At 62.8% G+C, this 25967-nt stretch carries 22 protein-coding genes; 13 read left to right on the top strand and 9 right to left on the bottom strand.

What is annotated here, in order from left to right; translation table 11 throughout:
- Positions 1–148: 148 nt before the first annotated feature.
- Positions 149–1171 (bottom strand): microcin C ABC transporter permease YejB, encoded by a 1023-nt coding sequence (locus AAV94_RS05785; RefSeq protein WP_046741377.1) that lies wholly within the window; start codon positions 1169–1171, stop codon positions 149–151.
- A 298-nt stretch (positions 1172–1469) separates the two neighbouring features.
- Between AAV94_RS05785 and AAV94_RS05780 the strand changes: the two genes are divergently transcribed.
- The 4 genes from AAV94_RS05780 (at position 1470) to AAV94_RS05765 (ending at position 5842) form a co-directional block, all read left to right on the top strand.
- Positions 1470–2498: an amino acid ABC transporter substrate-binding protein gene (locus AAV94_RS05780; RefSeq protein ID WP_046741376.1), complete on the top strand. Its 1029-nt coding sequence runs from the start codon at positions 1470–1472 to the stop codon at positions 2496–2498.
- A gap of 215 nt (positions 2499–2713) precedes the next feature.
- Entirely contained in the window at positions 2714–3898 is a 1185-nt protein-coding gene (locus AAV94_RS05775) for an amino acid ABC transporter permease (protein ID WP_046741375.1), read from the top strand.
- 13 nt (positions 3899–3911) lie between these two features.
- On the top strand, positions 3912–5039 hold the full coding sequence (locus AAV94_RS05770) for an amino acid ABC transporter permease (RefSeq protein ID WP_046741374.1): 1128 nt from the start codon (positions 3912–3914) through the stop codon (positions 5037–5039).
- A 35-nt stretch (positions 5040–5074) separates the two neighbouring features.
- Positions 5075–5842: an amino acid ABC transporter ATP-binding protein gene (locus AAV94_RS05765; protein WP_046741373.1), complete on the top strand. Its 768-nt coding sequence runs from the start codon at positions 5075–5077 to the stop codon at positions 5840–5842.
- A 16-nt stretch (positions 5843–5858) separates the two neighbouring features.
- On the opposite strand, the gene AAV94_RS05760 is transcribed toward AAV94_RS05765, so the two are convergent.
- Positions 5859–7115: an MFS transporter gene (locus tag AAV94_RS05760; protein ID WP_046741436.1), complete on the bottom strand. Its 1257-nt coding sequence runs from the start codon at positions 7113–7115 to the stop codon at positions 5859–5861.
- A gap of 409 nt (positions 7116–7524) precedes the next feature.
- Between AAV94_RS05760 and AAV94_RS05755 the strand changes: the two genes are divergently transcribed.
- Positions 7525–8232, top strand: a complete 708-nt coding sequence (locus tag AAV94_RS05755) for a protein-L-isoaspartate O-methyltransferase family protein (RefSeq protein ID WP_046741372.1) — start codon at positions 7525–7527, stop codon at positions 8230–8232.
- Between the two features lie 37 nt (positions 8233–8269).
- On the opposite strand, the gene AAV94_RS05750 is transcribed toward AAV94_RS05755, so the two are convergent.
- The 6 genes from AAV94_RS05750 to AAV94_RS05725 all read right to left on the bottom strand — a co-directional run bounded on the left by AAV94_RS05750 (position 8270) and on the right by AAV94_RS05725 (position 14733).
- A complete protein-coding gene (locus tag AAV94_RS05750; protein WP_052754932.1) occupies positions 8270–9067 on the bottom strand; it encodes a 3'-5' exonuclease in 798 nt (265 codons plus the stop codon).
- 43 nt (positions 9068–9110) lie between these two features.
- Positions 9111–11045 (bottom strand): DUF294 nucleotidyltransferase-like domain-containing protein, encoded by a 1935-nt coding sequence (locus tag AAV94_RS05745; RefSeq protein WP_046741371.1) that lies wholly within the window; start codon positions 11043–11045, stop codon positions 9111–9113.
- Positions 11046–11098: 53 nt separating this feature from the next.
- Entirely contained in the window at positions 11099–11416 is a 318-nt protein-coding gene (gene ppnP / locus AAV94_RS05740; protein ID WP_046741370.1) for a pyrimidine/purine nucleoside phosphorylase, read from the bottom strand.
- Positions 11417–11501: 85 nt separating this feature from the next.
- Complete coding sequence (locus AAV94_RS05735; RefSeq protein WP_046741369.1) at positions 11502–12779, bottom strand: acyl-CoA dehydrogenase family protein; 1278 nt, start codon at positions 12777–12779, stop codon at positions 11502–11504.
- A 78-nt stretch (positions 12780–12857) separates the two neighbouring features.
- Positions 12858–13955 carry a phosphotransferase gene (locus AAV94_RS05730; RefSeq protein WP_046741368.1) on the bottom strand — a complete coding sequence of 366 codons (1098 nt, stop codon included), beginning with the start codon at positions 13953–13955 and terminating at the stop codon, positions 12858–12860.
- A gap of 58 nt (positions 13956–14013) precedes the next feature.
- Complete coding sequence (locus AAV94_RS05725) at positions 14014–14733, bottom strand: Crp/Fnr family transcriptional regulator (protein ID WP_046741367.1); 720 nt, start codon at positions 14731–14733, stop codon at positions 14014–14016.
- Between the two features lie 197 nt (positions 14734–14930).
- Here AAV94_RS05725 and AAV94_RS05720 point away from each other — a divergent pair, with 197 nt between their 5' ends.
- On the top strand, positions 14931–16037 hold the full coding sequence (locus tag AAV94_RS05720; RefSeq protein WP_046741366.1) for a 3-deoxy-7-phosphoheptulonate synthase: 1107 nt from the start codon (positions 14931–14933) through the stop codon (positions 16035–16037).
- Positions 16038–16113: 76 nt separating this feature from the next.
- Here AAV94_RS05720 and AAV94_RS05715 read toward each other — a convergent pair whose 3' ends face one another.
- Positions 16114–16299 (bottom strand): YqaE/Pmp3 family membrane protein, encoded by a 186-nt coding sequence (locus AAV94_RS05715; protein WP_046741365.1) that lies wholly within the window; start codon positions 16297–16299, stop codon positions 16114–16116.
- 141 nt (positions 16300–16440) lie between these two features.
- On the opposite strand from AAV94_RS05715, the gene purH reads away from it, so the two are divergent.
- The 7 genes from purH (at position 16441) to ybiB (ending at position 25688) form a co-directional block, all read left to right on the top strand.
- Positions 16441–18048: a bifunctional phosphoribosylaminoimidazolecarboxamide formyltransferase/IMP cyclohydrolase gene (purH, locus tag AAV94_RS05710; RefSeq protein ID WP_197408016.1), complete on the top strand. Its 1608-nt coding sequence runs from the start codon at positions 16441–16443 to the stop codon at positions 18046–18048.
- 223 nt (positions 18049–18271) lie between these two features.
- Positions 18272–19087, top strand: coding sequence for a formate/nitrite transporter family protein (locus AAV94_RS05705; RefSeq protein WP_046741364.1), 816 nt, complete (start codon positions 18272–18274; stop codon positions 19085–19087).
- A 51-nt stretch (positions 19088–19138) separates the two neighbouring features.
- Complete coding sequence (cobA, locus tag AAV94_RS05700) at positions 19139–19927, top strand: uroporphyrinogen-III C-methyltransferase (RefSeq protein WP_046741363.1); 789 nt, start codon at positions 19139–19141, stop codon at positions 19925–19927.
- A gap of 25 nt (positions 19928–19952) precedes the next feature.
- On the top strand, positions 19953–21218 hold the full coding sequence (locus tag AAV94_RS05695; protein ID WP_046741362.1) for a nitrate regulatory protein: 1266 nt from the start codon (positions 19953–19955) through the stop codon (positions 21216–21218).
- A 319-nt stretch (positions 21219–21537) separates the two neighbouring features.
- The gene (gene nirB, locus AAV94_RS05690) at positions 21538–24099 is read left to right on the top strand and encodes a nitrite reductase large subunit NirB (protein WP_046741361.1); all 2562 of its coding nucleotides are present in this window, start codon (positions 21538–21540) and stop codon (positions 24097–24099) included.
- 4 nt (positions 24100–24103) lie between these two features.
- The gene (nirD, locus tag AAV94_RS05685) at positions 24104–24487 is read left to right on the top strand and encodes a nitrite reductase small subunit NirD (protein ID WP_084824765.1); all 384 of its coding nucleotides are present in this window, start codon (positions 24104–24106) and stop codon (positions 24485–24487) included.
- Between the two features lie 283 nt (positions 24488–24770).
- Entirely contained in the window at positions 24771–25688 is a 918-nt protein-coding gene (ybiB, locus tag AAV94_RS05680; RefSeq protein WP_046741360.1) for a DNA-binding protein YbiB, read from the top strand.
- Positions 25689–25967 lie beyond the last annotated feature (279 nt).

Raw genomic sequence — 25967 nt, 5'->3', positions numbered from 1 at the left:
GCGCCGTGCAAGCGCTGCGATACTCCAGCCCCACAGCGTCGACGGTTGCACCGCATCGGTCAGTGCAGACTAGCAACCGGAACCTTTGACACCGTGCCATGCACGGCAAAGATTAGTCGGCTTTCAATGCCCTTGCCAGGCGCAGCCTTCAGTCGAATCTGACCCGTGGGTCCACCCAGACATAGCACAGGTCGCTGACCAACTTGGTCAGCAGGCCGATCAGGGTGAACAGGTAGAGCGTGCCTAGCACCACGGGGTAATCGCGGCGAATGATGCTTTCATAGCCCAGCAGACCCAGGCCATCGAGCGTGAACAGCGTCTCGATGAGCAGCGAGCCAGCAAAGAACGCGCCGATGAACGCAGCAGGAAACCCCGTCACGATGGGAATCAGCGCGTTGCGAAACACGTGCCCCCACAGGACCTGGCCCTGCCCCAGCCCCTTTGCATAGGCGGTCAGGACGTACTGCTTGCGGATTTCCTCAAGAACGGCGTTCTTGGTCAGAAGCGCCGTCACCGCGAAGCTGCCTGCCACCATGGAGATCACAGGCAGCGTGAGGTGCCAGAGGTAGTCGATGATGCGCTGGCCCCACGACATCTCCTCCCAGCCCGGTGACGTCAGTCCGCGCAGCGGGAACCATTCCAACTGGCCGCCGAAAATCACCAGCAGGATGACGCCAAGCACGAATCCCGGCACTGCGTAGCCAACCAGCACCAACAAGGTCGTGACGAAATCAAAGCGGCTGCCGGCGCGCACCGCCTTGGCCACACCCAGTGGCACGGCCACCAGGTAGCTGATGAAAAAGGTCCACAGCCCCAGGCTCGCCGAGACCGGCAGCTTCTCCTTGATCAGCGTCCACACATCCTTGTTGTGCATGAAGCTGCGTCCCAGGTCAAAGCGCGCAAACTGCCCCAGCATCTGAAAGAACCGCTCGTGCGCCGGCTTGTCGAACCCATACAGCGCCTTGATCGCTTGCAGTCGCTCCTCATCAACGCCCTCGTTGCCGCGATAAGTCAGGGCTGCGCCCTCGCCGCCCAATCCGGCGCGCGACTCGGCCAGATACTGCTCGACCGGCCCCCCCGGCACGAACTGCACGATCACGAACGTGAGCAGCAGCACGCCCAGCAGCGTTGGCACCATCAGCAGCAGGCGTTTGGCAATGTAGGTAAGCATGGCAGCAATCGACGACTCAGTGCAACAACGGAGATGCAATGCATGCGGCCACATGCATGATCGATGGTGACAAGCCTAACACCATCCGTCCGCGCCGTGGCCATCCCATGCGCTGCTGTCGCCAGCATCGGCTGCCGTGAATGCCGCAGAACAGCGAATGTGAAGGATTGTCACCTGTTACCTGCCCATGCCGAACATGGCATGACGCTTGCTTGAAGTCTGCCACTTGCCACTGTCCGGCCACAGCATGGCTGGATTCGCAAGGGCTCCATTTCTTATGCAACAGGAGAGATTCTCAATGAAAGCAATCAAGACAACCGTAGCCGCCGCAGCCTTGGTCATGGGTTCGGGCATTGCAAGCCAGGCCATTGCCGGCCCGGTGCTCGATGGCGTGAAGTCCAAGGGGTACGTGCAATGCGGTGTCAGCGATGGACTACCTGGGTTCTCCTATACGGACGACGAAGGCACCTACCGCGGACTGGACGTCGATGTCTGCCGCGCTGTGGCCGCAGCGGTACTGGGCGATGCCACCAAAGTCCGCTTCAGCCCCCTGACGGCCAAGGAGCGCTTCACGGCACTGCAGTCTGGCGAAGTCGACATGCTCTCGCGCAACACGACGTGGACGAGCTCCCGCGATACCGGCATGGGCCTGACGTTCACCGGCGTGTCTTACTACGACGGCCAGGGCTTTCTGGTCAACAAGAGCCTCGGCGTCGCCAGCGCCAAGGAACTCGATGGCGCCTCCTTCTGCATTCAGGCAGGCACCACGACCGAGCTCAACCTGACGGACTATTTCCGCAGCAACGGCATGAGCTATACGCCCATCACCTACGACAAGTCGGACGAGACCGCCAAGGGGCTGGAAGCAGGCCGCTGCGACGCCCTGACCTCCGACATGTCGCAGCTGTACGCACAACGCACCAAATTGGGGAATCCGGACGATTACATCGTGCTGCCGGAAGTGATTTCCAAGGAACCACTCGGCCCGGCGGTACGCCAGGGTGATATCGAATGGTTCAACATCGTGCGCTGGGCCCTGTTTGCACAGCTCAATGCCGAGGAATTGGGCATTACCTCGGAGAACGTGGAAGAAATGGCCAAGAGCTCCACCAGCCCGGACGTGCGCCGGCTGCTCGGCGTGGAAGGGGAATTCAGCAAGGACCTGAACCTGGAGCCGAACTGGGCCGTCAACATCATCAAGCAGGTGGGCAATTACGGCGAGATGTTCGAGCGCAATGTCGGCCAGGGCAGTGAACTGAAGATCGCCCGCGGTCTGAATGCACTCTGGAATGCTGGCGGCATCCAGTACGCCCCGCCCGTGCGCTGACCGGACGGTTCTGCGCGGGGCAGCACCGAGGCGGCGCTAAACCGCCCCTGGCGCGCTGCCCGGGTCCTCCATGCACCATGCGCGGCTGCGGTGTTGTCCGGTCAACCGGATGCGCCGCAGTTGCTCGGGCATGGTCTTGCCGGCTTCGTCGTGTCCGTAAGCCACCGGCGCACGTGACGGTGGCCGTTCGTTCCACCCGACCTGCACTTCCGCCCATGTCCATTTCCTCCTCCCACCAGTCCAGCGGGCGCTCTCTCTGGACCGATCCCAAAGCCAGAGCGTGGCTGTTCCAGACTGTAGCCGTAGTGGCCGTCCTTTTCTTCGGCTGGACCATCTACCACAACACCCAGTCCAACCTCGCCAGCCGCGGCATCACGTCCGGCTTCGGTTTCCTCAGCAACACAGCCGGCTTCGGCATCCTGCAATCGCTGATCGATTACGCGCCAACGGATACGTATGGCCGCGTCTTCTGGATTGGCCTGCTCAACACTTTGCTGGTGTCGGCGCTAGGCATCGTGGCCGCTACCATCCTGGGCTTCATCATCGGGGTAGCCCGGCTTTCCACCAACTGGCTGGTACGCACGCTGGCGGCGGTCTACATCGAAATATTTCGCAACATCCCGCCGTTGCTGCAGATCTTCTTCTGGTACTTCGCCGTGCTGCGGGCCATGCCCAACCCACGCGACAGCTATGCGGTCAGCGACGTGCTGTTCCTTAACGTGCGTGGCCTGTATTTGCCCGAGCCGGTCAAGGCCGACGGTTTCATTCCCTTCGTGGTTGCCCTGCTGATTGCTGCCGTGGGCATCTTTTTTCTGCGGCGCTGGGCGCGCCAGCGCAAGGAGGCCACGGGGCAGAACTTTCCAGTGCTGTGGTGTGCGCTGGCTGCCATCGTGGGACTGCCACTGCTGAGCACACTGCTGTTCTCGGCACCATTTCACTGGAACCTGCCGCAGCTGCGCGGCTTCAACTTCGTCGGCGGCTGGGTATTGATTCCCGAACTGTTCTCGATCACGCTGGCCCTGTCCATCTATACCGCCGCTTTCATTGCCGAGACCGTGCGCTCGGGCATCCAGTCGGTCAGTCACGGCCAGACGGAGGCAGCCCGCTCGCTGGGCCTGCGTCCGGGCACCACCATGCGCCTGGTCATCATTCCGCAGGCGCTGCGCGTCATCATCCCGCCACTGACCAGCCAGTACCTGAATCTGGTGAAAAACTCGTCACTGGCTGCGGCCATCGGCTATCCCGATCTGGTTGGCCTGTTCGCAGGCACCGTGCTCAACCAGACCGGTCAGGCCATCGAGACCATCGCCATCACCATGTCTGTCTATCTCGCCATCAGCATCAGCATCTCGCTGCTGATGAATTGGTACAACAAGCGCATTGCGCTGGTCGAACGCTGAGGAAGGCGCCACCATGAGCCCACTACCCCAAGGACATCGCGGCAAGGTTCACCACTTCAAGGAGAGCCTGCCAGCGCCCCACTCCACCGTCGGCCCGTTGGCGTGGATGCGCAGCAACCTGTTTTCCAGCTGGTACAACACGCTGCTGACGCTGCTGTCGCTGTACCTGCTGTATCTGGTCATCCCGCCGCTGCTGCGCTGGGCCCTGGTTGACGCCGACCTCGCAGGCACCACCCGCGAAGATTGCGTCAGCGGCGGCGCATGCTGGGTGTTCATCAAGATGCGCTTTGCGCAGTTCATGTACGGCTTTTATCCGCAGGAGCTGCGCTGGCGCGTCGATCTGACGGTCATCCTGGCCATCGTCGCCGCCGTGCCGCTGTTTCTCAGGCAGTTCCAACGCAAGATGCTCTATGGCATCGGCTACATCGTGCTCTATCCCGTCATTGCATGGTGGCTGCTGTATGGCGGCGGCATCCTGGGCCTTGAGACCGTCCCCACCGCTCAGTGGGGTGGCCTGATGCTGACCTTGGTCATTGCCGCAGCAGGCATCACCGGAGCTATGCCACTTGGCATTCTCCTGGCACTTGGCAGGCGCTCCGACATGCCGGCCTTGCGGGTGATCTGCATCACCTTCATTGAATTCTGGCGCGGCGTGCCGCTGATCACGGTGCTGTTCATGTCATCGGTCATGCTGCCGATGTTCCTGCCAGAAGGCATGAACTTCGACAAGCTGCTGCGCGCGCTGATTGCCGTGATCCTGTTCGAGGCGGCCTACATCGCGGAGGTCGTACGCGGCGGGCTGCAGGCGCTGCCCAAGGGCCAGTATGAGGCCGCCGCCGCACTCGGTCTGGGCTACTGGCGCATGATGGGACTGGTCATCCTGCCACAGGCGCTCAAGCTGGTGATACCGGGCATCGTCAACACCTTCATCGCGCTGTTCAAGGACACCAGTCTGGTGATCATCATCGGGCTGTTCGACCTTTTCAACAGCATCCATCAGGCCACGGTCGACCCCGCCTGGCTGGGCATGTCGGTCGAAGGCTATGTGTTCGCTGCATTCGTCTTCTGGCTCTTTTGCTTTGGCATGTCCCGTTACTCGATACACCTGGAGAAAAAGCTCAACCGCGGCCACGCACGCTGACTCCCATCGCCTCGTTCAAACTAGGAACCGTTCTCATGAGCACCCAGACACACGCTGCTGAACACGCCCCCAAGGACATCATCCTGATGGAAGACGTCAACAAGTGGTACGGCGATTTCCACGTTCTCAAGGACATCAACCTCAAGGTCAGGCAAGGCGAACGCATTGTGCTGTGCGGACCTTCCGGGTCAGGCAAGTCCACCACCATCCGCTGCATCAACCGTCTGGAGGAGCACCAGAAGGGCCGCATCGTCGTCGATGACGTGGAGCTGACCAACGATCTCAAGCAGATCGAGAAAATCCGCCGCGAGGTCGGCATGGTGTTCCAGCATTTCAACCTCTTTCCCCATCTGACGGTGCTGCAGAACTGCACACTGGCACCGATGTGGGTGCGCAACCTCCCCAAGAAGGAGGCCGAGGAAATCGCCATGCATTTCCTGGAGCGCGTGCGCATTCCCGAGCAGGCGGGCAAGTACCCCGGTCAGCTCTCCGGAGGCCAGCAGCAGCGCGTGGCCATCGCCCGCTCCCTGTGCATGAAGCCGCGCATCATGCTGTTTGACGAGCCCACCTCGGCTCTGGATCCGGAGATGGTCAAGGAAGTGCTGGACACCATGGTCAGCCTGGCCGAAAGTGGCATGACCATGCTATGCGTGACCCACGAGATGGGCTTTGCGCGCACCGTCGCCGACCGCGTCATCTTCATGGACAAGGGAGAAATCGTCGAGATCGCGCCGCCCGAGCAGTTCTTCACGAATCCACAGTCCGATCGCACGATCGCCTTTCTCGGGCAGATCCTTCACTGATGCACAGCTGCGCCGGTCACGTCCGCTGAAACCGCGCCACCAGCGCCGCGCTCGCAACCAACGCCAACTGAACCAGCACCAGCCCCACCCATACTGCCTGCGGGTGGCCATGGTCCATCAGCCAGCCAAACAGCAGCGGCGCGCTGGCCTGCCCGATGTCCAGCCCGCTATAGACAACGCCATACACCCGGCCGCTGGCCTGCACCGGGGTGGACTGCTTGACCAGCATATCGCGCGACGGGCCTGCCAGCCCCGTGACAAACCCCATCAGCCCAAACACCGCGGGCACCAGCAACGTCGGCACGGGAGCGAGCGCTACCACCGCAGCAAACACTGCCGCCACAACAAAGCCGCCTGCCACGATGCGCTCGGCACGCAGCGCGCGCTGCACGAGAAAGCCGCCAACGAGCATGCCAACGGCATTGGCGACCATGTACACCGTTACGCATAATGCCACCCACGCCAGAGGCATGGCATGCAAATGCGCGGCAGCAGGACCGGCAAACGTCTGCACCACGCTCAAAACCATGGCGTAGAGGAAGAAAAACAGCATGCATATCCACACTGCAGGCAGCGCCAGAAAGCCCAGCGGCGAGGTCGCCGGCGACGGCATGACGGGCCGCACCTGCGCAGCGGGCTTCGCCCCCATCCTGCCCACGGGCAGCGCCTGAGAATCGAGCAAGCGATGGGCTGTCAACGCCATCAGCAGCACCACCGCCACCACGGCAGCTGCCGCCAGCAGGGCAACGCGCCAGCCTGCCAGCTGTGCCAGCGGCACCACCAGCACTGGCGCAAGGGCCCAGCCCAGACTGCCCGTGATGCCATGCACGCTGTAAGCGTGGCCAAGCCGACTGCTGCTGACCTTGCGATTGAGCAAGGTAAAGTCCACCGGATGGAACACGCCGTTGCCCACACCGGCCAGCACGGCAGCCGCCAGCAGCACGCCATAGGACGTCGCCGCTGCGAAGGCCAAAATCCCCAATGCCATGCAGGCCAGCCCCGCATAGAGAACCGGCCTGGGGCCCCAACGATCGACGATGAACCCCGACAGTGCCTGCATCAGGCACGAGGCAATGAAAAATACCGTCAGCACGGCACCAAGCGCAGCGTAGCTGACGCCGAAGTACGGCTGCAGCAACGGAAACAGCGGCGGCAACACCAGCTGCGTGAAGTGGCTGCTGGCATGCACCAGGCCCACAATGCCGATGACCTGGACATCCTGACGCAGGGGCGAGGAGGCGGGGTGTGCGCTGGATGCAGATACGGTGGACATGATGCAATGGCGCGGCATGTGCGCGCGGGAAGAAAACGGAACCAGCCACAGTGGCGGCTGCGCGATTATCCCCAAACCGGCCGAATCGCGCCGGCGGACATGCTCCCCGACCGGCCGTGTCGGCGCACCGTCCCTCTCAAGATTCCCGGGCCGAACAGGTTTCCGCAGCGACAAGGCGCGCACATCCTCGCGTCACCCCATGCAAGGCGAATGAAAGGCCACGCCGCCAAGCACCTGGGCAGAGGCACCGCTGCACTTGTGCACTGTGCAGTAACAGGCGGACGCCGAAAGTGCCTACAGCATCCGGAAAGCGAAGGCGTTGAAAGGACTGCGTCCAAGCACCATTAAAATCGCAAGAGCACGCCGCCATATCTTGCGGCGCCAATCCTTGGTTCAGGGAGTAACCACGATGACATTGCCACAAAACCGCCTTCAGGAATTTGTCCGTCCCGAGGATGTCGCGCGCTTTAACATGATCGAGCAGCAGATCCGCCCATGGAACGTTGACAACAGCATGGTGCTGGCGGTGCTGGCGCGCGTCAAACGGGAACGGTTCGTGCCACCGGCCTACTATTCACTGGCCTTCATGGACATCGCCGTGCCGCTGGTGCCCGAGGAACAACTGCTGGAGCGCCCGGATGCCGTCATGCTGCCGCCCAAGATTGAGGCGCGCATGCTGCAGAACCTGGATGTGCAGTCCCATGAGCGAGTCCTGCTGGTCGGTGCCGGATCGGGTCACTTCGCAGCGCTGCTGGCGGCCATGGCCCAGGAAGTCGTGGCCGTGGACATTGCGCCAGACATGGTCGCGATGGCCAGCACGAATCTGCGTGACAACGGCGTGGACAATGTCCAGGTCCTGCAACGCGACGCCGCTGTGGACGTGCCAGCCGGTGGCTTTGACGTCATCGCTCTGTCTGGCTCGGTGGCAGAGCTGCCGCAGCATCTTCTCGCCGCCCTCAACGATGGCGGACGCCTGATTGCCTGCGTGGGCGAAGATCCCATCATGCGCATACACGTCGTCACCAAGCGCGACGGTCAGTTCGACGTGCAAACGCCATGGGATTACAACCTGCCACGCCTGCAGAATTTTCCTGAAGCCAACGCATTCGAGTTCTGAGAACCTGAGTAACCGTCTTGAAAGTCAAGACGGTTACTCAGAACGCCAGCGGCGCCGTATCTCCCTGCCTGCGCTGCTTCGCCGCGGCAGCAATCACCTCGCTCCAGGTCGTCAGCCCACATGCCCTGGCACGCTGCAGTGCAATCAGCGCAAGCTCGGCGGTAGCCATCGCGTCCGCCACCGCGTCATGGCGCGCACTGTTGCCAAGACGCATGGCCTGCAGCCATGCATCCAGATCGCCCCCGCAGCGGGCATGCTCGGGCAGCAGTGCGGGCATGATATGCGCCAGATCATGCAGGCGCGGCAGCACCGCGGGCGACAAGCCTAGCCACTGGCCTGCCGCACGATGCAGCATGGCTTCGTCGAACCAGGCGTGCCAGGCCAGCCAGATTGCATCGTGCCCCCACTCCAGCAATTCCAGCAGTGCCTGGCGCGGATCGTCACCCTGTCGCAGATCCTCCTTCGTCAGGCTGTGAAACAGCTGCCCAGTAAGCGGCAACGCCGTCTCCACGTTGAGCACGCGCGCGAATGTCTTGCCCAGCACGATGCCCTGCGCCTCGATGCGGATGGCGCCTATGGAGAGCACCACATCGCGGCGACGGTTAAGTCCGGTGGTCTCCAGATCCAGCACAACGATAGGCTGCGCATCCAGGCGCTGGTCGGCAGCAGAGGCCAATGCCGGCAGCGCGGCCAGGCGCGCACGCATCTGCGCCGCATCTAGGCCTGCCGGCAATGACTGCGGCGCCAAGCCGCCGTTGTCAGCGCGGCCTGACAGCCGTGCCAGCCAGTGCTGCCACTGGCGCAGAAAACCGGTTCGTGCTCGCTTGCGTGCCATTGCTGCTCCAGATCACGCCAATCTGCGCGCTCTCAAAACCTGCTCATAGTTGGTAACGCAGCCGCAGCACATCCTGCAGACGCGCGGCTTCGACCAGAGCGCCGCGCAAAACGCGCTGCTCCAGCGTATTGAGGGTGGCCACGTCAATTCCGTTGTCCAGTGGCGCTGCGCGCAACGCCTGTTGCTGATGCTGGTGCAGGCGCAGTTGCTGCAGGTAGTTGAATGCTGTTTCACAGGCCTGCACGCGCGCGGGCGTCAGCGCGCCTTGCTGCCCCAGCAGCTGCAGGCGCCGCACCGTGGAGGCCGCGGTAATGCCATGCGCCAATGCCAGCACGCGTACGGCATCGACGAAAAGCGTGATGGCGTCCTTTTTAAGATCCAGCCGCTCCTGCCCCACCCCCATCACGTTCAGCAACTTTTTCCTGAGTCCCCCGACTGGCGGCGGCCTGCGTGCCAGCGCGTGGGTGGCCATCAATCGCTGAAAGACTGTTTCCTGCTGCACGGCATCGACCGCCAGGCGCTGCATCTGAGCGAAACCGCAGTCCTCGCCCCATACCAGCCTGGCATCGAAAAAGATGGTCGAATGCAGCACATCCTGCGCGCTGGACTCGCGCAGCATTTGCGCAAAAAAACGCTGCCACTGGAAATCGGCCCGGCACAGCGCCGGATTGCCGGCCATGATGTTGCCCGCGCACCAGTTCAGCCCCACTTCGTCCAGCGCTTGGTTGATGGCCTGTGCCAATGGCAACAATTGCGCTTGCAGGGTCTGCGCGTGCGCCTCGTTGTCAGCCCGGAAAATCAGACCGTTGTCCTGATCGGTCAGCAGCGTCTGCTCACCGCGCGCCTCGCTGCCAAACGCGATCCAGCCAAAGTCAACTTCCGGCTGGCCATGCGCTGCCAGCACGAGCTCGATCGTGCGGGCTACGGTGTGGTCGTTGAGCTGGGTGACGATACGCAGCACCTGCGCGGCGCTGCCGCCATGCGCCAGCATGGCGGCCACAAGCCGTGTCATGTCCTGCCGCGCCTGCTTGAGCGCAGGCATATCCGGTGCCGCACGGATCGCCCGCGCGAGATGCACGAGATCCAGACGCCGCAGCGCGAACAGATCACGCTCAGACACTACCGCCAACAGGCGGCCGCCTTCGACAACGCACAGATGCGAAATCTGTCTCTGCGCCATCACAAGCGTCGCATCGAACACAGTGGCCTGCGGCGACAGGCTCACGGGGTGCGGCGTCATGGCCTGCGTGATCGGCGCTTCCAGCTGCGGCTCATCGCGCACCACCACGCGCCGCAGGTCCCGCAGTGTGAAGATGCCCTGCAGCTGCATCTGCCCGTCTACGACCGCGATGCTGCTGGTGCGCTGCGCATCCATGATGCCGACCGCCTCACGAATGGTCGCACTCGGCGGGCAGGTGACCGGCTGGCGCAACACCAGTTCAGCCAGGGGCGTGTCCAGCGACTCTCCAGTACTGAGCGATTGCGTGGCGTTGGCCTGAAGCTGTGCAGCCACACGTCCAAGTAAAGTGCTGACGCCACGCAAGGCGTACTGCCGAAAGGGCTCGGACGCTTCCATCAGCCGGGCGAAATCAGCAACTGGCAACTGCAGGCAGAAGCTGTCCTCGGCTGCGGTGTAGGTACGGCGCGAAGCGCGTTCGCCAATGATGGCGGCGAAGGGAAAGCTGTCGCCAGGCAGCAGGTCCAGCGGCACGTCCGGTTCGCTGCCACTATCGCCACGTCGCGCAATGACATGGCCCTGGCGCACCACGTACCAGTGCGCCACCTTGCCATCGCCGGGCGCAAGGATGACCTGCCCCTGCGCGAAGAACACCAGGCGCGAATGCTCCAGCAGATACAGCACATGGACCGCGTCCATTTGGTCGAACGGCGGATACTGCTGCAGGAATGCCTGCAACGCCTGCAGGTTCTGCATCACCGCCTGCCTGCCCGCAGCCGTAGCGGTCCGGTTGCTTGCCATCGCCTGCCTCCTCGCCCAGAACTGACGGCGAGCGCAGTCAAGCGCCCGCAACTTCAGCCGTAATGACAAATGTAATGAAAAATTTCCGGCACTCGGATATTGAACCGGGCATTACCCGCAATCTGGAACGATTGGCCCGGCTCACAACGCAGCCAGGGGCCGCTCTCTTGAAGTTGGTACTCACATGCACCACCGACGCACTCCATCGTCTCTGGCGCGGCAGTGGCAAAGGTCAGTTGGGCCGGAAAAATCACTCCCACCGACTTGCGTTGTCCACCTGCGGTCAGCAGATCGTGGCTAACGCACTTGCCATCGAAATAGACATTGGCCTTGGTTGAGACGGAAGCAACGGGAAGGATTTCGGTAGGCATAGTGATCGGGCAAGTAAAAAGTGGCTGCGCAGAGCGCATACCCCATTGTAGTTGGCCCTGCCACCGCCATCCCTTCGGCGGCACGTCAACAACCCCGTGTCACGGGAGGCTCTGCATGGCGATCCAGTGTCTCCCCGTACTTGCCAAGTTCCCATTTTGCTATGGCATTGCGATGCACCTCGTCGGGCCCGTCGGCAAAACGCAAGGTGCGGGCATTGGCATAGTGGTAGGCGAGCGGGAAGTCCTCGCACAGGCCCCCCGCCCCATGCACCTGCATGGCCCAGTCGATCACCTGCAACGCCATGCTCGGTGCCACGACCTTGATCATCGCGATTTCGGTGCGCGCCGCCTTGTTGCCGGCCATGTCCATCATCCATGCGGCCTTGAGTGTGAGCAGGCGTGCCATGTCGATGCGGCAGCGCGCCTCTGCAATACGCTCCTGGGTCACGGTCTGCTCGGCCAGCGGCTTGCCAAACGGGGTGCGCGCCAGTGCCCGACGGCACATATATTCCAGCGCACGCTCGGCCTGGCCAATCAGGCGCATGCAGTGATGGATGCGGCCCGGCCCAAGGCGCCCCTGCGCGATCTCGAAACCGCGCCCCTCCCCAAGAAGAATGTGATCGGCCGGTACACGCACATTCTCAAACACCATTTCCATGTGGCCGTGCGGCGCGTCGTCGTAGCCAAACACCGTAAGTGGACGGAGTACCTTGACGCCCGGGGTATCTGCAGGCACGACAATCATGCTCTGCTGGGCATGACGTGGCGCCTGCGGGTCGGTCTTGCCCATGGTGATGTAGACCTGGCAGCGAGGGTCTCCGGCGCCGGAGATCCACCACTTGCGGCCATTGATGACGTAGCTGTCGCCATCGCGTTCGATGCGGGTTTCGATATTGGTCGCATCCGATGATGCGACTGCCGGTTCCGTCATCGCAAAGGCCGAGCGGATCTGCCCCTCCAGCAAGGGTTTGAGCCAGCGCTGCTTGATCGCATCACTGCCATAACGTGCCAGCGTTTCCATGTTGCCGGTATCGGGCGCGGAGCAGTTGAACACTTCCGAGGCCCAGGTCACGCGGCCCATGATCTCCGCCAGCGGCGCGTACTCCTGGTTCGTCAGTCCGGCGCCGCTGTAGCCCGACTGCTCGGCCGTATCAACGGGCAGGAACAGGTTCCACAGCCCAGCCTCACGAGCCTTGGGCTTGAGTGTCTCGATGGTCTGCAGCGGCATCCAGCGCTTACCGGCGACGGTATTGGCCTGGAGCTCCTGCTGGTAGGCGAGCTCGTTGGGGTAGATATGCGCGTCCATGAAGCGCAACAGCTTCTGCTGCAGTTCCCTGGTCCGGGCGGAATAGTCGAAATCCATGCGTACTCCTTGGTCGTGATGGGGCGGCAAATGCTGCGGGGATCGCTCGCCCAGGGACGGTGCGGGCGCGAGAAGGGTTCAGCGGCCAACGCTGCTTTGCTGGGCCTTGCGCCAAGCCATCTCCGCCAGCGGCGCGGCGTTCTCGCCCTGCAACTTGGCACGTGCGCTGCTGGCAAGCCCCTGCTCGGCGCGCTTGGCAATACCCTGCAGGATGGCAGCCAGGCGAAACATGTTGTAGGCGAGGTAGAAGTTCCAGTCTGCGGTCAGCTGCTCCACTGACGCAAAACCAGTACGTTCGCAGTAGCGGCGTATGTAACTCTGCTCATCGGGGATGCCCAGTGCGGGCAGATCCAGGTCGGCAATACCGCGGAACACCCCGCTCGGTATGTGCCAGCTCATGCAGTGATAGCTGAAGTCGGCAAACGGGTGACCGATGGTGGACAACTCCCAATCCAGCACAGCCACCACTGCCGTAGCATCGTGCGCAAACATCAGGTTGTCCATGCGATAGTCCCCATGCACGATGGCACTCAGGTCCGCATCGCTGGCCGATGCCGGAATATTGTCAGGCAGCCACTCCATCAGGCGATGCATGGCCTCGATGGGTCGCGTCTCGGAGGCCCGGTACTGCTTGCTCCAGCGCCCGATCTGGCGCTCGAAATAATTGCCGGGTCGCCCGAAATCGGCCAATCCGCTGGCACGGTAGTCGACGCTATGCAGCGCGGCGATGACGCGGTTCATCTCGTCATAGATGGCGGCACGCTCGCCCGCAGTCATTCCAGGCAACGCCTGGTCCCAGAGCACTCGCCCCTGCTTGAACTCCATGACGTAGAAGGCGCGACCGATGACCGCCTCATCCTCGCACAGTGCCAGCATGCGGGGCACCGGCACATCTGTGTCCGCCAGCGCACGCATGACGGCAAACTCACGCTCGATGGCATGGGCCGATGGCAGCAGCCTGGCGGATGGGCCAGGCTTGGAGCGCATAACGTAGCTCCGCGTCGGTGTGATGAGCTTGTAGGTCGGGTTCGACTGCCCTCCCTGGAACAGCTCCGCCGTCAAGGGTCCCTCGAAGCCCTCTAGGTTGGCAGTGAGCCAGCGTTGCAGCGCTGGCGCGTCGAAGGCGTGCTGCGTCGGCACTGCGCGGGTGCCAACGAAATGGTCAAATTCGCTCATCGCCGCTCCTGTCCACCGGTTGTCGCTCCATCCCACACGCCGACAGAAGCCAGCGTCGCTAATCCACCGCCTGCGTCACCCGCAGCAACGCGTCGCGATCGCGGATCACCAGCCCGCCCGTCTCGATGCGCAGAATGTCCTCGCGCTCCATCGCCTTGAGCTCCTGGTTGACGCGCTGGCGCGAAGCGCCCAGCAACTGGGCCAGCTCCTCCTGTGCCAGCTGCAGCCCAATGCGGATGTGGCTGCCATCGGCCAGATCGGCAATGCCGTAACTGCGCGCGAGATGGAGCAGTTGCTTGGCCAGCCGCGCGCGCAAGGGCAGCGTGTTGAGGTCCTCCACGAGCCCGAAGAGCCCCCGGATGCGTCGTGCATGCAGGCGCAAAATCGCGCGGTAGAACTCCACGTGCGTCTCCAGGATGCGAAAGAAATCGCTCTTGGAGACCTGCAGCACCGTCGTGTCGCCATGCGCATAGGCATCGTGCGTGCGCTTGTCGCCATCGAGCAGCGCCACATCGCCAAACCACACGCCCGGTTCCACATAGGTCAGGGTGATCTGCTTGCCGGTCAGCGAGGTCGAGCTCACCCGCACTGCGCCCTTGGCGCAGGCAATCCACTCCTCGGGCGTGTCGCCACGCGCGCAGATCAGGGCACCATCTTTGAAGCGTCTGACGTTGGCACATCGCAGAATGTCGTGTCGGAGTGTGGGAGAGAGGGTATTGAACCAGCGACCACCGTTGATCGCTTCACGTTCGTGCATGGTAAGAATGGGTTCGTCCATGGCCTGTCTTTTCGGTGACTGGAGAGGGGAGAGGGCGCTGCTGCAAGTGCACGCTGGAACTACAAATGATGCCCACTGGCCATGATGGCATGCCATCCTGCACTGCACCATCAGGGCATACGCGCACGCGCGTCAGACAAGCTGGAATAATTGCGCCCGTCGTTCCATTTCTCTGTCTGCACGCCAGCACTCCAACCGTGACCCCATCCAGACCCTCTTGCCTAGCGCCCGAAGCCAGCAACTCCGTTGAAGACACGCACATCAAGTCCATCCGGCCGTTGATCACCCCTGCCCTGTTGCGGGAGTGGTTGCCGGCGCCCGCAGCCACGCACGCGCTGGTCGCAGCCAGTCGCAGCGCATTGACCAATGTGCTGGAGGGCCGTGATGACCGGCTGATCGTAGTCGTCGGCCCCTGCTCCATCCACGACCATGCGCAGGCCATCGAGTACGCCACCCGGCTCAAACAACAGGCGGACGCCCTGGCCAAGGACCTGCTGGTGGTGATGCGCGTCTACTTCGAGAAGCCGCGCACCACCGTTGGCTGGAAGGGCTTCATCAACGATCCAAACATGGACGGCAGCTTTGCCATCAACGACGGACTGCAGAAGGCGCGCGCCCTGCTGCTGGAGATTCTTGCGCTGGGGCTGCCGGTCGGCACCGAGTTTCTGGATCTGCTGTCGCCGCAGTTCATCAGCGACCTGGTCAGCTGGGGCGCGATCGGCGCGCGCACAACCGAAAGCCAGAGCCACCGCCAGCTTGCCAGCGGCCTGTCATGCCCGGTCGGCTTCAAGAATGGCACGGATGGCGGCGTCAAGGTCGCAGTCGATGCCATCCTGGCTGCGCGCGCGCCGCACGCCTTCATCGGCATGACGCAGATGGGGCAGTCGGCCATCTTCGAGACCACCGGCAACCAGCGCTGCCACGTCATCCTGCGCGGTGGCAAGCAACCCAATTACAGCGCCGCCGATGTCGATGCCGCCTGCGCCCTGCTGCGCAAAGCCGGCCTGCGCGAACAGGTCATGATCGACGTCTCGCACGCCAACAGCAACAAGCAGTACTTGCGCCAGATCGATGTTGCGCAGGACGTGGCCAGCCAGATTGCCGCCGGCGATGCACGCATCACCGGCCTCATGATCGAGAGCCATCTCAACGAGGGCCGACAGGACATCGTGCCCGGGCAGCCGCTGGCCTGGGGCGTGTCAGTCACCGATGCCTGCATCAGCATGGAGCAGACGATCCCCGTGCTGCAGCAACTGGCTGACGCGGTGCGCACGCGGCGCCAGCGCAGCGGCACACAACGCTAAAAACGGCCCAGGCGCCATCTGTGCGACACCAGGCAATCGCACAGGCCGCGCCAGCTGAGAGGCACAGATGTGAGTCTTACTGGCCCAGAGAACGAATCTTCTTGTCGGTGTTGTACTGGCTCAACGCATACACCGCCCACAACGCAGCTGGCAGCCAGCCAATCAACGTAATCTGCAAAATCAGGCAGACGATGCCCGCAATCGGACGGCCAATGGTGAAAAACGCCAGAAACGGTAAAAAGATGGCAAGCAGCAAGCGCATCGAAACAATCCTCTCGAAAACAGTTCATGGTCATCGCGGACCAGGATGCAGTTTGCCACGGCCGCTGCGCGGCAGCGCGCATCTGATGAAGTTGCCCTACAACCTACAATGGCGGGTTTTCCCACCAACGCCCATTCAGCCATGGCTCTGACCGCTCTGATTTCCGTCTCTGACAAAACCGGCATTGTTGACTTCGCCCGGGCCCTTCACACGCAGCATGGCGTGCGCATTCTTTCCACTGGCGGAACCGCCAGACTGCTGGCCGAAGCCGGTATCCCGGCAACGGAAGTTGCCGAAGTCACCCAGTTTCCCGAAATGCTCGACGGGCGGGTCAAGACGCTGCACCCCAAGATTCATGGTGGACTGCTGGCGCGGCGTGACCAGCCCAGCCACATGGAAGCGCTCAAGGCGCACGGCATCGAGACCATCGATCTGCTGGTGGTCAACCTCTACCCGTTCGAGGCTACCGTGGCCAAGCCTGACGTGACGCTGGCCGAAGCCATCGAGAACATCGACATCGGCGGCCCCGCCATGGTGCGCAGCGCCGCCAAGAACTGGAAGGATGTTGGTGTCGTCACCGATGCCTCGCAATACGCGGCCGTGCTCGCAGCGCTGCAGCAGGGCGCACTGCCAACCAGGCTGCGCTTTGAACTGGCCGTGGCTGCCTTCAACCGCATCGCCCAGTATGACGCAGCCATCAGCAATTTCCTGTCTGCCCTGTCCTTCGATGACAGCCGTGCCAGCGACGAGCGCTATGCGCCCGAACGTAGCGACTTTCCAGCCCAGCTCAGCAGCAGCTTCGTCAAGCTGCAGGACCTGCGCTATGGCGAGAATCCACACCAGCAGGCGGCGTTCTACCGCGACCTGCAACCGGCACCCGGCTCGCTGGTGACGGCCGAGCAGTTGCAGGGCAAGGCCCTAAGCTACAACAACATCGCCGATTCCGATGCCGCCTGGGAATGCGTCAAGAGCTTCGACGTGCCCGCCTGCGTCATCGTCAAGCATGCCAATCCCTGCGGCGTGGCCATCGGAGCCGATCCATTGGAGGCCTACTCCAAGGCCTTCCAGACCGACCCGACCAGCGCCTTCGGCGGCATCATCGCCTTCAACCGGCCGTTGGACGGGCGCGCTGCGCAGGCCGTGGCCAAGCAGTTCGTCGAAGTGCTGATGGCACCGGACTTCAGCGCCGAAGCGCTGGAAGTCTTCCGCAGCAAGGCCAACGTGCGCCTGCTCAAGATCGCCCTGCCGCCCGGCGGCCCACGCCCATGGGACAACGGCCGCAACGCCCAGGAGGTCAAGCGCGTGGGCTCGGGCATTCTGGTGCAGAGCTCGGACAACCATGTCCTCAAAGCCAGCGACCTCAAGGTCGTGACCGAACGTCAGCCCACCGCCGAACAAATCGATGACCTGCTGTTTGCCTGGAAGGTGGCCAAGTTCGTCAAAAGCAACGCCATCGTCTTCTGCAAGAACGGCATGACCATGGGCGTAGGCGCCGGCCAGATGAGCCGGCTCGACTCGGCACGCATCGCCAGCATCAAGGCCGAGCACGCCAAGCTCAGCTTGCAGGGCACGGCCGTGGCCAGCGACGCGTTCTTTCCCTTCCGTGACGGCCTGGACGTGGTCGTCGATGCCGGCGCCAGCTGCGTCATCCAGCCCGGCGGCTCGGTGCGCGATCAGGAAGTCATCGACGCAGCCAACGAGCGCGGCGTGGTGATGGTGTTCTCGGGCGTGCGTCACTTCCTGCACTGACCCCCCAATCCGTGCACGCTGCACTGCGCTGGTGCAGTCACCTGCGCAGTGGCGGATTTTCCTTGGCATGCTTCCTGCTTGGAAAAAATGTCGGCCGCGGAGGCCGTCCTAACAAATTCATTCGTCAACTGGCAAAGGCGCCATGAACCCCGCGGGGTTCATGGCGCCTTTTGCTATCTGACGCTGCATCCTCCACCAATTCGTTGTCCGAAAGGAAACCTGCATGTCCTACATCGTCCCTGCCGAGTTCGTCACCAAAATGGTGGATGCCGGGGAGTCGAAGCTCTACATGGCCACGCGCGATGCCTTCATCCGTGCGGCGATGGCCGGTGCGATACTCGCCATCGCTGCCGTGTTTGCCATCACCGTGACGGCGCAGACGGGAATCCCGATCCTCGGCGCCGCACTGTTCCCGGTCGGTTTTTGCATGTTGTATCTGATGGGCTTTGACTTGCTCACGGGCGTGTTCATGCTTACCCCGTTGGCATGGCTGGATCGGCGTCCCGGCGTCACCGTCACGGCCATTCTCAAGCACTGGGGAATTGTCTTCGCCGGCAATTTCACCGGCGCGCTGGCCGTCGCCTTCATGATGGCTGTGACCTACACCTACGGCTTTACCAGCGATCCCGGGGACATGGGCGCGTTCATATCGCACATCGGCGAGAACCGCACGCTCGGCTATGCCGCGCATGGCGTCGGCGGATGGTTCACTATCTTCATTCGCGGCGTGCTGTGCAACTGGATGGTGTCGCTCGGCGTAGTCAGCGCCATGATCTCCACCACCGTCAGCGGCAAGGTCATCGCCATGTGGATGCCCATCATGCTGTTCTTCGGCATGGGGTTCGAGCACTCGGTGGTCAACATGTACCTGTTTCCGTCAGGAATCATGCTGGGTGGCAATTTTTCCATCATGGACTATCTGATCTGGAACGAGATTCCCGTGGTGCTAGGCAACCTGGTGGGAGGGCTCTCGATCACAGGCCTTTCGTTATACGTGACGCATCTGAAGACCGCGCCCCGCAAGCATGTGCTCGGCTGACCGCTGAACACTTGCTCGCGCTTGCCCACTTCGTGCTTGCCACATAATGCTATGCACCATATCGCAAAACCTCTGCCCGGCCACGATCAGGAGCCCGCTGTCTGGCTGGTAGGCGCAGGCCCGGGCGACCCCGAACTCTTGACCCTCAAGGCCGTGCGCATCCTGCGCGCAGCCCACGTTGTGCTGACCGACGACCTGGTCAACCCACGCGTCCTTGAACACTGCCCCCAGGCCCGCATCATCCATGTCGGCAAACGCGGCGGCTGTCGCTCAACGCCACAGGCATTCATTGAGCGTCTGATGCTGCGCTACGCGCGCCAGGGGGTGCGATTGGTGCGCCTCAAGGGCGGCGACCCATGCATATTTGGCCGAGCGGGCGAGGAAATGGCCCGCCTTGCCCGCCACGGCATTGACTGCGGCGTCGTCAATGGCATCACGGCAGGTCTGGCTGCGGCCACAGGGTGCGGCATCGCACTGACCATGCGCGGCATCACGCTGGGAGCCACGTTCCTGACCGCCCATACCGAGGACGGGCGCAGTCCCGACTGGCAGGCGCTGGTGCGCGCCGGAACAACCCTGGTCATCTACATGGGCGTCGCCACGCTGGCCAACACGCGCAGGCAGCTGCTGTCAGCCGGCATGGCAGCTGCCACCCCTGTCGCACTGATCGAGAATGCCAGCCTGCCGCAGCAGCGCCTATGCCGAACCACGCTCGCGCAGATGCAGGCCGATGCCACCGCCTTTGGGCTGCGCAGCCCAGCCATCATGATCGTCGGCGACGTTGTAGCCGCAGCACGCACGGCGCAGTCGCACGCGCCTCGCCGACGCCGGCAGGCATGACGCGATCTGCCACGGATTGGACGCCATGAACAAGACCCACGACAGAATCAGTCCGGGCGCGCTGACGCGCCAGTACATGCTCGCGGCACGCGCGCAGGAGCAACAGGCCCTTACGGAGCTGGCGCAGACCTGCGACTTCGTGGTGCTGACAGGGCAGCTCATCCACGCCCTGCAAAAGGAGCGCGGCTACTCCAACTTGCTGCTATGCCGCAGCGATGCCCAGCGTCTGCCTGCATTGGATCAACTCAGCGAAGGCGCCAGCCAAATCGAGGCACAGTGGCGCGCCATGCTCCAGCAACCAGCCCTCGCGACGCTGGGCATCTGGCGCAGTGCACGGCTGATGAACGCGATCGCGCATGCACTGTACAGGCTCGACGAGATGCCCGCCCTGCGCAGACGCGTTCGTCATCACGACATCGACGACGCGCATGCCTTCCAGCTGTTCAGCCAGAGCATTGCCAGCCTGCTCAATGCCGTTCTCGAGGCCATGGATGGTGTGACCGATCCCGACATCACACGGATGATGGTCGCCCTGCTGAATTTCATGCAAGGCAAAGAGCTGTGTGGCCAGGAACGCGCGCTGGGCGTGAGTGGCTTTGCCATGGGCAGCTTCAACAAACTGCAGCAAGCCACACTGCAAAACCTGCAGCAGGGCCAGGAGCGTTGCTTCGAAGGCTTCCAGCATTACGCGCCGACCTCGCTGCTGCAGCCATGGTCGGAGCTTCGCCAGGACGAGACCGCGCTGCAACGCATGCGCCAGCTGGTACTCGCCCCGCGCGGACCTCAGCCGCTCGACCCCAGCCTGGCAGACACCTGGTTTCATCTCTGCAGCGCGCGCATGGACGCCATGCACAGCCTCGAAGTCCGGCTTGCGGGTGTGCTGTCGGCCACCTGCCGCGAACACGCCCGCCTGCGCGGGAGAGCACCGGTTGCGAGCAGTCGGCCCGAAACGCCCGAGCCTCCCACCGCCGTGCTGTACAGCCTGCAGGGGCGCCCACTGGAATCCTCCTTGCCGGATGACGGCATCAATGCAGGCCTGTCGCGCTCGCTGCTGGATCTGCTGCAGGCCCAGGCGGCGCGCCTGCAGCAGGCAGACCAGGCACTGCTGCAGGCGCGCCGCGCACAGCAGGAACGTATTCGCATCGAACAGGCCAAGTGGCTGCTGGTGCGTCATGCGGGGCTGACAGAGTCCGCCGCCTACGAGCAGATGCAGCGCACCGCGATGGACCAACGCATGCCGCTGAGCGCTGTTGCCGAGCAATTGTTGGCCAACGCCCATCAACCAAAGTAGTGCATCCGCCCTACACCGACGCCGCAATGCACCAATTTAGTTCACGCATGGCGGCGAGGCACCGGCAGCGTTCTGCAGTTCCTGGCCCACGGCACCTCCCACATTCCGGCACAGAGTTTGCTTGACTGCCCGCATCACCTGCCCGTTTGGGCAAGTGACACAACAGCCAATCATTTGCGCTGCTGCGACGCACATCGCAGCAGCGCTTCAGGACAACGGCGTCCATTGCTCCCGGCCCCGCACCGCAGCGGCCGACAGCAATGGACGCCGTTTTGCATTTGCGCCTGCGCGAATGCCCTCATGCACAGGAACCATCACGATGAGCGACACAACGAAAATCCTGGTAATCGGCAACGGCATGGTCGGCCACTACTTTGTGCAGGAGATGGTGCGCCATCACCCTGACTTGCCCAATGCTGGCCTGCATATCACCGTACTGGGGGAGGAACCGCGCCCCGCCTATGACCGGGTGCATCTTTCGCGCTTCTTCAGTGGCACCACGGCCGAGCAGCTGTCCCTGGTAGAGCCTGGCTTCTACGATCGCCCCGGCCTGGAGCTGTGCCTTCAAGCCAGGTGCATCCGGATCGACCGTCGCCGCCGCACTGTCGCGCTGGCAGATGGCCAGACCCTGCACTACGACAAGCTAGTACTGGCAACCGGCTCCATGCCTTTCGTCCCCGCCGTGCCGGGCAAGGACCGCGCCGATTGCCTGGTCTATCGCACCATTGAAGACCTCGAAGCCATGCAGGCGGCTGGCGCGCGCTCGCGCAGTGGCGTGGTAGTGGGCGGCGGCCTGCTGGGGCTGGAATGTGCCAAGGCGCTCAGGGACATGGGGTTGCAGACGCATGTGGTCGAATTTGCCCCGCGCCTGATGGCCGTGCAGGTGGATGCCAATGGCGGCGCGGTGCTGCGCCGCAGGATCGAAGCACTGGGCCTGCAGGTCCACACCAGCCGCAACACCGTGCAAATCACCGATGGCGCGACGGCACGCCACCGCATGGTGTTTGCCGATGACACCTGGCTGGAGGCGGACATGATCGTGTTCTCCGCCGGCATCCGGCCCCGTGACGAACTGGCGCGCCAATGCGTGCTGGCCATCGGCCCGCGTGGCGGCGTCGTCATTGATGACCAATGCCGCAGCAGCGACCCCGCCATCTACGCCATCGGGGAATGTGCCAGCTGGCATGGGCAGACCTACGGACTGGTGGCGCCCGGCTACGACATGGCGCGCGTAGCCGCAGTCCATATCAGTGGCCAGGCCGATGCCGCGTTCCAAGGTGCAGACCTGTCCACCAAGCTCAAACTGATGGGGGTGGATGTCGCCAGCGTCGGCGATGCACACGGCAGCACCGCTGGCTGCCGCAGCTTTCACTTCACTGATGAGCTGCGCAACATCTACAAGAAAATTGTCGTCAGCGCCGATGGCAAAACCCTGCTCGGTGCCGTACTGGTGGGCGATGCGCAGGAGTTCGGCACCTTGCAGCAAATGGCGCGCAACGCCATGGCGCTGCCCGAGGATCCGCAATCGCTCATCCTACCTGCTGGTGATGGCAAGCCCAGGCCCGGCCTAGGCGCAAATGCGCTGCCAGACAGCGCCGTGCTGTGCTCGTGCAACAACGTCACCAAAGGCCAGATTGTCCTGGCGGTGCAGGACGGCGCCTGCACGATTGGCGCGCTCAAAGCCTGCACCAAGGCAGGCACCAGCTGTGGCGGCTGCGTGCCGCTGGTCACCCAGGTGATGAAGGCCGAAATGGCCAAGCGCGGCCTGGCCATCAACAACCACTTGTGCGAACACTTTGCCTACTCGCGCCAGGAGCTGTTTCACCTCATCCGCGTGGGTGCAATCAAAACCTTCGAGGAGCTGCTGGCCAAACACGGCAAAGGGTTGGGCTGCGACATCTGCAAACCCACTGCAGCCAGCATCTTTGCCTCCTGCTGGAACGAATTCGTGCTGAAAAAGGAGCTGGCCGGCCTGCAGGACTCCAACGACTACTTTCTCGGCAACATTCAGAAAGATGGCAGCTACTCGGTCGTGCCACGCATGCCAGGCGGCGAGGTCACGCCCGATGGGCTGATCGCGGTGGGCCGCATTGCGAAGAAGTACGGCCTCTACACCAAGATCACCGGCGGCGCACGGGTGGACATGTTCGGCGCGCGCGTCGAGCAGCTACCCCTGATCTGGGAGGAACTCATCGCGGCGGGCTTCGAGTCCGGCCACGCCTACGGCAAGTCGCTGCGCACCGTCAAAAGCTGCGTGGGGTCCACCTGGTGCCGCTACGGCGTGGACGACAGCGTCGGTCTGGCAGTGGAGCTGGAGAACCGCTACAAGGGCCTGCGTGCGCCGCACAAGATCAAGTTTGGTGTTTCCGGCTGCACGCGTGAATGCGCCGAAGCGCAAGGCAAGGACGTTGGCATCATTGCCACCGAAAGAGGCTGGAATCTCTACGTCTGCGGCAACGGCGGCATGAAGCCACGCCACGCCGAACTACTGGCCAGCGATCTGAGCAAGGCGCAACTGATTGCACTCATCGATCGCTTCCTGATGTTCTACATACGCACCGCCGACCGTCTGCAACGCACCAGCACCTGGCGCGACAACCTCGAAGGCGGTCTGGAGTATTTACAGGCTGTGCTGCTCGAAGACAGCCTGGGCCTGTGCGCTGAACTCGAAGCACAGATGCAGCATGTGGTGAACACCTATCAAGACGAATGGGAAAGCGCCATTCGCGATCCTGAAACACGCAAGCGCTTTCGCACCTTCGTCAATAGCGACGCGCAGGATGAAAACATCCGGTTTGTGCCCGAGCGCCGCCAGATCCGGCCTGCCAGACCAGAGGAAAAACATGCGACTGCCCTCGCGCAACCTGCTGTGACGAAGTAACGCCATGACCGCCGTAACCACCACACCCCCCATTCACACCGTAGCACCCGATCCCGGCACCGCCTCTGCCGGCTGGCAACCGATTTGCCCGCTGGCCGAGATCTGGCTCAACACTGGCGTGTGCGCACTGGTGCAGGGCCGTCAGATCGCCATCTTCCACCTCCCAGACGGACGTCTGTTCGCCATTGACAACTACGACCCCAAAAGCTGCGCCAACGTGCTCTCACGTGGCATCCTTGGCGACATCGCTGGCGAACCGGTGGTGGCATCGCCGATCTACAAACAACATTACCAGCTGCGCACCGGCACGTGTATGGAAGATGAGGCAATCACTCTACGCACATACACTGTGGAAGTACGCGACGGCGTGGTGTGGATAAACGTATAAGCGCCGTCCGCGACGCGCCCATAACCCCAACACGCCATACCGGATATGTTTCAGTCTGCGCCTTCGGCACTTTCCGACACGACGCATGATAAGTGGCCCCACAGCGACCCACACCGACGGCTGGCTAGTGCAGCCATAGAGGCGCAAATAGTGCGTGCTTTTGCGCAAGGCCGGACCTATCGATAGCACGACACCCGCGCTGCTGGAGTAACAAAACTGGCCTTTCATGCATTCGGCGCACCCCAACGAATCAAGGCGGCCCTGACCGCATCTTCCCCCATTCATGAGCATTCAAAAGTACATCAAGGAAATTGGTCGCGGCAGGGACGGAGCCAGAGCCCTCACGCGTGAACAAGCGACGGATCTTTTCGCACAGGTCTTAAACCGCCAAGCCACTGACCTGGAAATCGGCGCTTTCTGCGTTGCCATGCGCATAAAAGGCGAAACCGTCGCGGAGATGCATGGCTTCATGGACGCCGCCCGCGCCAGCATGGAGCTGATCGCGCCTTCCGCGTCGGGCTGCAGTACCGTGGTCATCCCCTGCTACAACGGCGCGAGAAGATACCCTGTACTTACGCCATTGCTGGCTCTGTTACTGGTGCAGCGCGGCGTGCGCGTCATCATGCACGGCGTCGTGCAGGAATCGGGGCGTACAACATCGGCACAGGTATTGGCGGCACTGGGAATTTCGCCATTGACGTCGATTGCGCAAGTATCCGATACGGGTGTCAACTTTCTACCGATTGAAGTGCTGGCACCCAGTTTGCATTGGCTGCTGCGTGTGCGCTACACCATCGGGCTTCGCAACAGTGCCCACAGCTTGGTCAAGCTGATGAATCCCTGCAGGAGACGCGCCATCGTCGTCGGCAGCTACACACATGCAGAGTACCGCGTCTTTATGGACGCCATGTATCGGCACTTGCAGTCCGATGCCATTTTGCTGCGTGGTCTGGAGGGGGAAGCAGTCGCAGACGCACGCCGCTTTCAGCAAATTGATGCCTACATAGGCGGGCAACATCGTTGCCTGCAGCAGGCCCAACAGGAGCGGATCTCTGCCATGCCCTCATGGCCAAGCGATGTTTCGGCCGGAGCCACGGCGCAATACATCCGCGAAATAGTGGCGGGCGCCCAAGTAGCGCCGCCTCCTGTGCTTGCGCAGGTGTCGCTGCTGGAGCAACTGTCGCAGCAGGTACCTGCCTGAGAACGTCCCAAAGAACACCGCACGCACCGTTCCTCTGGTAACGGGATAGTTGCTGCCTGCTCCCTGACTGCGGGTGAGGCCGTGCCGCTGCGCCACAACCGCCGCGATGATGAACAAGACCGCCGACCGCCAATGGCAATCGCGGCACCTGATCGAGCCAGGATCCGATCACCACGGCCCCTGTCCAGACCGGACACGTCGGCTATGCGCTTGACTACGACGCCATTAGCCCTGTTTTAGGCACCAGCGGCTTGCGAAAACACTGCATGCCCGCCCAAC

It is taken from the genome of Lampropedia cohaerens, from assembly GCF_001005215.1.
In the GTDB taxonomy this organism is placed as follows: domain Bacteria; phylum Pseudomonadota; class Gammaproteobacteria; order Burkholderiales; family Burkholderiaceae_C; genus Lampropedia; species Lampropedia cohaerens.
Note: the sequence above shows the minus strand (reverse complement) of the source record. Positions and strands in the feature narration are given on the sequence as shown.